Source organism: Bacillus sp. LR_5 (assembly GCF_042709275.1).
In genome coordinates this window covers 1-7,096 of the sequence record NZ_JAVAXX010000304.1, presented here as the reverse complement: position 1 = coordinate 7,096, position 7,096 = coordinate 1, and the positions used below count along the sequence as shown (strand labels likewise).

9 protein-coding genes are annotated in these 7,096 nt (G+C 42.4%); 4 read left to right on the top strand and 5 right to left on the bottom strand.

Features of this window, described 5'->3' with window-relative positions; translation table 11 throughout:
* Positions 1-958: flavodoxin-dependent (E)-4-hydroxy-3-methylbut-2-enyl-diphosphate synthase (gene ispG / locus RAC86_RS32630; RefSeq protein WP_377886495.1), on the top strand; the 958-nt coding region annotated here is incomplete at its 5' end.
* Between the two features lie 25 nt (positions 959-983).
* Here the strand turns inward: ispG and RAC86_RS32625 are convergent.
* On the bottom strand, positions 984-1,373 hold the full coding sequence (locus tag RAC86_RS32625) for a DUF308 domain-containing protein (protein ID WP_010886568.1): 390 nt from the start codon (positions 1,371-1,373) through the stop codon (positions 984-986).
* A gap of 132 nt (positions 1,374-1,505) precedes the next feature.
* Here RAC86_RS32625 and RAC86_RS32620 point away from each other — a divergent pair, with 132 nt between their 5' ends.
* Complete coding sequence (locus RAC86_RS32620; protein ID WP_003246215.1) at positions 1,506-2,087, top strand: nucleotidase; 582 nt, start codon at positions 1,506-1,508, stop codon at positions 2,085-2,087.
* Positions 2,088-2,129: 42 nt separating this feature from the next.
* On the opposite strand, the gene zur is transcribed toward RAC86_RS32620, so the two are convergent.
* Complete coding sequence (gene zur / locus RAC86_RS32615; RefSeq protein ID WP_003230079.1) at positions 2,130-2,567, bottom strand: zinc uptake transcriptional repressor Zur; 438 nt, start codon at positions 2,565-2,567, stop codon at positions 2,130-2,132.
* Between the two features lie 137 nt (positions 2,568-2,704).
* Entirely contained in the window at positions 2,705-3,586 is an 882-nt protein-coding gene (locus RAC86_RS32610; protein ID WP_003230077.1) for a YitT family protein, read from the bottom strand.
* Positions 3,587-3,701: 115 nt separating this feature from the next.
* Between RAC86_RS32610 and RAC86_RS32605 the strand changes: the two genes are divergently transcribed.
* Positions 3,702-3,956 (top strand): DUF2624 domain-containing protein, encoded by a 255-nt coding sequence (locus RAC86_RS32605; RefSeq protein ID WP_003230076.1) that lies wholly within the window; start codon positions 3,702-3,704, stop codon positions 3,954-3,956.
* Between the two features lie 26 nt (positions 3,957-3,982).
* Here the strand turns inward: RAC86_RS32605 and RAC86_RS32600 are convergent, their stop codons facing one another.
* Together RAC86_RS32600 and cshB are read right to left on the bottom strand one after the other, a co-directional pair.
* Positions 3,983-4,876 carry a deoxyribonuclease IV gene (locus tag RAC86_RS32600; RefSeq protein ID WP_377886494.1) on the bottom strand — a complete coding sequence of 298 codons (894 nt, stop codon included), beginning with the start codon at positions 4,874-4,876 and terminating at the stop codon, positions 3,983-3,985.
* Between the two features lie 9 nt (positions 4,877-4,885).
* Entirely contained in the window at positions 4,886-6,202 is a 1,317-nt protein-coding gene (cshB, locus tag RAC86_RS32595) for a DEAD-box ATP-dependent RNA helicase CshB (RefSeq protein ID WP_021480044.1), read from the bottom strand.
* Between the two features lie 168 nt (positions 6,203-6,370).
* Here cshB and vrrA point away from each other — a divergent pair.
* On the top strand, positions 6,371-7,096 hold a 726-nt coding region (gene vrrA, locus RAC86_RS32590; protein ID WP_377886493.1), incomplete at its 3' end, for a VrrA/YqfQ family protein.

Sequence of the window (7,096 nt, the reverse complement as noted above, 5' to 3'; positions counted from 1 at the left end):
TCGGGTAGCATGTCCGGATGAACGGGCAGCAAACGCCATTGCGGATATTAAAAAGCGCATTTCCATTCCTCTCGTTGTTGACATACATTTCGATTATAAACTTGCGTTGAAAGCCATTGAAGGCGGCGCAGATAAAATCCGAATCAACCCCGGCAACATCGGCCGGCGCGAAAAAGTTGAAGCGGTTGTTAAAGCGGCCAAAGACAAAGGCATTCCGATCAGAATCGGAGTAAACGCCGGTTCATTGGAAAAACGCATTTTAGAAAAATACGGTTATCCGACTGCCGATGGAATGGTAGAAAGCGCACTTCATCACATTAAAATTCTTGAGGATCTTGATTTTCACGATATTATTGTCAGCATGAAGGCCTCTGACGTGAACCTTGCAATCGAGGCTTATGAAAAAGCGGCGAAAGCGTTTGACTACCCGCTTCACCTCGGGATCACCGAGTCAGGAACACTGTTTGCCGGCACAGTAAAGAGCGCAGCAGGACTCGGCGCCATTTTAAGCAAAGGCATCGGGAACACCATGCGCATTTCACTAAGCGCAGACCCTGTAGAAGAGGTAAAAGTAGCAAGGGAGCTTCTGAAATCTTTCGGCTTAGCCTCCAATGCTGCCACGCTCATCTCATGCCCGACTTGCGGCCGTATTGAAATTGATCTAATCAGCATTGCCAATGAAGTGGAAGAGTATATTTCTAAGGTAAAAGCGCCAATTAAAGTTGCTGTTCTCGGCTGCGCTGTAAACGGACCTGGTGAAGCGAGAGAAGCTGATATCGGAATCGCCGGCGCACGCGGTGAAGGACTGCTGTTCCGGAAAGGGAAAATTGTCCGTAAGGTTCCAGAGGAAACGATGGTAGAAGAACTCAAAAAAGAAATTGACATTCTTGCTGAGGAACACTACGCAAAACTTGAAGCTGAAAAAGCAAAATTAAAAGAAGAAACACAAAAAGCTTGACGGGAACCCGTCAAGCTTTTTTGTGTTAGAAAAATGGAATAATAAATATTCCAAGCACTAATGAAACGACACCGATACCCATTGCCCAGGCTCCAAGGCCTTGAGCACCTCTTCTTCTTGCGATATAGCCGACAATAATACCAGCAGCTCCCAATAAAACAGGCAGTACAAACAATGAAATGATGGACAAGGCTAAAGCGATATATCCTATTCCCCGTCCTTCATTGACATTGCCGCCGCTGCGATCATTGTCTTGGTCATTGCTGCGGTCAGCAGCACGATAAGGCTCTGCGATTTCAGCAGCTGTTTCCTCAAAAAAACCGTCATTGTCGCGGGTAATATTTGTCCCTTCAGACCCATGATCAACATAGTAACTGTTGTTATCACGCTTTTCGTAATCGTTTGCCACCTTCAATTCCCCCTTCTGTTTTATTAAAGGAGCTTTTATAGTTTGATCCATTTTGCCTGATTCATGTTTGCTAAACTTTTCTGTTAATGTCAATTGTTTATGTTACACTTGAAGGGATGAAACTGAAGGAGTGTGGGCATGTTACGCTTAGGAATAGATATTGACGGCACAATCACGGCTCAGGATACATTCGTCCCTTATTTGAACCGTTCGTTTAATCTTTCCATTTCATTAAACGATATGACGGATTATGATTTAACAAAGCTGTTAAACATTACCCAGGAAGAATTTTGGGATTGGATGAATCAAAATGAAGCGATCATATATAAGGAAGCATTGCTTGCACAGCATGCGAAACAGTCACTTGATCTTCTCAAAGAGGAGCACAAGCTTATTTATATTACAGCGAGACGGACTCATTTAACTGATATTACCTATGAATGGTTTGACAGACAAAACATTCATTATGACCACATCGAACTCGTTGGCGGTCATCACAAAGTTGAAGCGGTCAAGAATCATAACATCGACCTGTTTTTTGAGGATCATCACGGTAACGCCATGATGATTGCGAAAGAAGCCGGGATACCGGTGATTTTGTTCAATTCCCCTTATAATCAGCTTCCGATTGATTCAAACATCATCAGAGTAAACAACTGGCTAGAAGCCGTTCAATGGATGAACAACAACAAGCATCACTTAATACGCGTCAATAACTGAAAAAGGAGCCCAAACCGGGCCCCTTTTTCATATATACGCATTTTACGCAGTAGTGTTGTCTTGGTTTTCCGCTGTACAATCAGGGCATGTGCCGTAAATCTCAAATTTATGTCCGCTGACCTGATAGCCATCCAAATCATCACAAAGCTTGTCCATCGGACATGATTCAATTTCCTTTGTTTTGCCGCAGGCAAGACAAATAAAATGATGGTGGTGATGGGTGAATGAACACTTAAATCGGAAAAGCTTTTCACCGGACAGCTCAGTTGTTTCCAAAATCCCAAGTTCTTCATATAAAGAAAGATTTCTGTAGATTGTATCAAAGCTTAAGCCTGGATAATCATCATTCAGTGCAGACAGTACGTTTTTAGCGGTAAGATATCTGTCTGAATCAGCAAAAAGCTGCAGCATATCCTCCCGTTTGTTTGTATATTTATATCCGTTTTCTTTTAGTAGGTTCAGCGCTTCTTGTACGTTCATGAAGGGTCCCCCTTTTCGCTTTGCTTAAGAACGTATCACATGTATGAAAAAGAAAATGGCAGCTGTCTGTCCAGCAAGCCATTGTCTTTACTGCAGATAAAATTATACCCATAAAATGAATAAAAGTAAATGAAAGCCTAGTGGATTGCGTTTTTGAATTTTCCGCCTCTCGTTTCATGAGTATTCATAATTGTTATGAATGCATTTTGATCAACTTCAAACACGATCGATTTGAGCTTTGTCACTTCCAGCCTTGTGACAACCGCGTAAATTACGTCTTTTTCTTCGTCCGTATACCCGCCTTTCCCCTTCAGCTTCGTTGTGCCCCGACCAAGACGGTGCAAAATCGCGTCGGAAATCTCATCATACTGCTCAGACACAATAATGACAGCTTTTGTTTCATCAAGCCCTTGGATCACAGCATCAATCGTTTTCATCGCAATATAATAAGTCATGAATGAGTACATCGCTTGCTCAGGACCGAACACAAAAACTGCCCAAATGAAAATGAACACATTGATGAACATAACGAACTCACCTACTGAAAACGGGAGTTTTTTGGTCAGCAAAATACCGAGAATTTCTGTACCATCCATTGAACCTCCGTTTCGAATAACAAGCCCGACGCCAAAGCCGAGTAAAAGACCTCCGAACACAGTAGCCAAAATAGGCTGGGTTGTAATGGCTTCTACATGGTGAAGTGAGGATTCAATAACGGCAAGCCCGACAATCCCTATAAACGTAGAGACTAGAAAGGTCTTACCGATATATTTATATCCGAAGATCATAAAAGGAATATTTAATATGACAACGAAAAAAGCGAAATTCAGAAAGGGGTTTGACATAAAGAGGTGGTCTAAAATAAGTGATACACCGATAATCCCGCCATCAATAAAATCATTGGGGATTAAAAATAATTCAATACTTACAGCCGCAGATGCAGCTCCTACCAGAATCATAAAGACCCTGAAAATAAAATGGGTAAATGTTTCTTTCTTATGTTGTTTTGTTGGGGTCATAAAATCTCCTTTCCTGCAATAACTATTTTAAATACATTATAAATCTATTTTACCATTAAACATTGACACATTTTACTGATTTGCCCATACATTAAGTCTGGAGGTGGAATGACCGATGATTTTATTTCAAAGAATTATCTTACAGCGGCTTAATCAGGCTACTGCTGATGATTTGCTGAAGTACTCAAAACAATACGGAATCAGCTTAACAAGATCGCAGGCCGTTGAAGTAGCGAACCTGTTATACGGGAAAAATGTAAACATCTTTAATGAGAGTGAACGAATGCGGCTGCTGAAACAAGTAGAGACGATTACATCGAAAGAAACAGCTCAAACAGTTAATGAACTATTCAAACAATTTACAAGCTAAAAAATGGGGGTGTTATCCCCCATTTTTTATTGCTGTAAAATCTTTTCGAGCAATGTATCATCAAATTGTTTTTCTTTCAGCATTTCAATCTCAAAACGGTATGGCGGTTTTTTGTTCTTTTTATCTTCACCGACGTATGGTGTTTCAAGAATTTTTGGAATGTCTTTTAACTGCTCATGGTGAACAACATATTGCAGTGCGTCAAAACCTATTTCACCAAAGCCAATATTTTCATGGCGGTCTTTTCTCGCACCTTTGACATTTTTGCTGTCATTGATATGAAGCACTTTAATACGGTCAATGCCAATGATTTTATCGAACTCATTTAGCACTCCGTCAAAGTCTTCGACAATGTTATACCCGGCATCATGTGTATGGCACGTGTCAAAGCACACTGACAGCTGCTCATTGTGTGTAACGCCTTCGATAATATGCGCAAGCTCCTCAAAGCTTCTGCCGCATTCTGATCCTTTTCCAGCCATTGTTTCTAATGCAATCTGGACATTTTGATTCGGATCAATCACTTCATTTAAGCCTTCAATAATTTTTTTGATGCCGGCTTCAGCTCCTGCCCCTACGTGAGCGCCAGGATGAAGGACAATTTGCTTCGCTCCGATGGCCGCTGTCCGTTCAATTTCTGAACGAAGAAAATCAACACCCAGCTCAAAAGTGGACGGATTTGTCGTGTTGCCAATATTAATAATATAAGGCGCGTGTACGATAATCTCGTCAATGCCATTTTCTTGCATATGTGCCCGGCCTGCTTCTATATTTAAGTCTTCAATTTTCTTTCGGCGCGTATTTTGCGGTGCGCCTGTATAGATCATAAACGTATTCGCCCCATAAGAGACTGCTTCCTGGCTTGCAGCCAGAAGCATGTGTTTTCCGCTCATAGAGACGTGTGAGCCTATTCTCAGCAACAGGTTCCCCTACTTTCTTTTCTTAGATTGGTTTCTTCTCTGTTTTTTCTTGATTTTCTCCATCTCATAGCTCATTTTCTTTTTATACCCAGGCTTAACCTTCTTCGGCTTTTTCACGAGACGATGAGCAATTTCATCCGCTTCATTCGGCGTTTTTTTACGCTTTTTGCGGCGCTGACGGTCATCGCCTTTTTTCCATTCGCCCTTTTCAAGCTCTAAGTAATCAAATTCGATGCCCATTTTTTCAAGTCTTACTAATGCATCCTCATCAGTAAGCTCATAAATGGTCATCGCTTGTCCTGATGAGCCGGCACGAGCCGTTCTGCCCACACGGTGAACATAGAAATCGAGATCATCCGGCAGCTCATAGTTGATAACATGGCTGACACCTTTAATATCAATACCTCTTGCGGCAAGGTCAGTTGCAATGATATATGTGAATTCCAAATCATTGATCTGCTTCATGACTTTTTTCCGCTCACGTGGTGTTAATCCGCCGTGCAGCAAGCCGATTTTCATGCCTTTGCCAGTCAGATATTGGGCAATATGGTCAGCCGTATTTTTCGTGTTGGCAAACACAATCCCCAGGTATGGATTCAGATGCGACATGATGTCAAAAAGGAGCTTGTCCTTGTCACGATGTTTCGAAGGAATGAGGATATGCTCGATTTTCGCAGCAGTCACTTGTTTTGGCTCCACATGGGCGTATTTCGGATTTTCCATGTATTTCTTCAAGAATGGTTTCAGCTTTTCCGGTATGGTCGCTGAGAACACAAGCATTTGCAGATCCTCAGGCATGCGGGAACCGATGTAATCTACATCTGCAAGGAATCCCATGTCCAGCATTAAATCCGCTTCATCAATAACAAGAGATTCCGCTTTATGAACACTTAACGCCTGTTCTTTGATTAAGTCAGCGATCCGTCCGGGTGTACCGACAACAAGATGCGGCTGTATTTTCAATTTATCAATTGATTTTTGTTTATCAGTGCCTCCGATAAAACATTTCGAGCGAATCTGACTGCCTTCCTCACCCTGCGTGATTTTAAGCGCTTCCTGATAAATCTGGTTGGCTAGCTCTCTTGTCGGAGCCGTAATGACTACCTGAACGACATCCTTAGCAGGATCGATTTTGTTTAATAAAGGCAGTAAATAAGCGTGAGTCTTTCCAGTACCCGTCTGAGACTGGCCGATGACGCTTTCTTTTTTTAACACTGCAGGAATCAGCCTTTTCTGGATATCAGTCGGTTCGTAAAAACCAAGGCGATGTACTGCATCTATAATAAATGGTTTCAATTCATAAAGTTCAAATTTCGTTTCTTTCATTTTTCCCAGCTCCTTAAAGCGGCACATTATGTGTCCATCATCACATTATACCCGATTTTGCTTAAAAACACCACGTTTGCAAGGCGTTTGTTTTATTCAGTTATGTAAAGCAAATACCGCAGCCCATGCATATTCTAATAGCAGAGAGAGCTGAAAGGAGGTACAAGTATGTTTTCACCGCAGCAGCCAATGAGAAATTACCCACAGCCCGGACCGCCCCGCCCCATGCCAAATCAGCGAATGATGGGCAGAAGACCGCCTAATATGCGAGGACCTTCATTTGGAGCACAGCAGCAAGGTTTTCAGCAAGCCGGACAATTTCTTCCTCAGGCAAATGCCGGAGCGAGAAATGGTGCAGGTGCAGGCGGAGGCTTAAAAGGAATGCTGTCAAGGTTCCTACCCGGCGGAGGAGGCGCTGGCAGCGCCGGAGTTCCTGGAATTCCAGGAGCAGGTGCAGCAGCGAGCGGAGGTGCTGGCCTGCAAGGCATTCAAAATATCGCCAATCCTGCATCATTATCCAGTATGCTTGGAAATGTGCAAAAAGTACTCGGCATGGCGCAGCAAGTCACCCCTATGATCCAGCAGTACGGCCCATTAGTCCGCAATCTGCCAGCAATGATGAAGCTGTACAGCCAATTAAGTAAAAGTGATGATACTGAGACAGAGACCAATGAGGAAAGTGAAAAACAATCTGTTTCAGAAGAATCATCAGAAAAAGAAAAAGAGACTGAAACAAAAACCTCAGATGGGAACAAAAAATCAAAACCAAAAAGTTCTTCTCTCCCAAAGAAATCTAAAACAACTGACAATAAAGAACAAGAATCAAAAACATCTGCCCCGAAGAAAAAGGAAGCTGCCTCTCCTGCTCCGAAAAGAACATCAGGCAGTTCAAAA

Coding starts and splice junctions, on each gene's coding strand:
- RAC86_RS32620 (WP_003246215.1), top strand. CDS start 1,506: ATGTTACGCTTAGGAATAGATATTGACGGCACAATCACGGCTCAGGAT.
- RAC86_RS32605 (WP_003230076.1), top strand. CDS start 3,702: ATGATTTTATTTCAAAGAATTATCTTACAGCGGCTTAATCAGGCTACT.
- zur (WP_003230079.1), bottom strand. CDS start 2,567: ATGAACGTACAAGAAGCGCTGAACCTACTAAAAGAAAACGGATATAAA.
- cshB (WP_021480044.1), bottom strand. CDS start 6,202: ATGAAAGAAACGAAATTTGAACTTTATGAATTGAAACCATTTATTATA.
- RAC86_RS32610 (WP_003230077.1), bottom strand. CDS start 3,586: ATGACCCCAACAAAACAACATAAGAAAGAAACATTTACCCATTTTATT.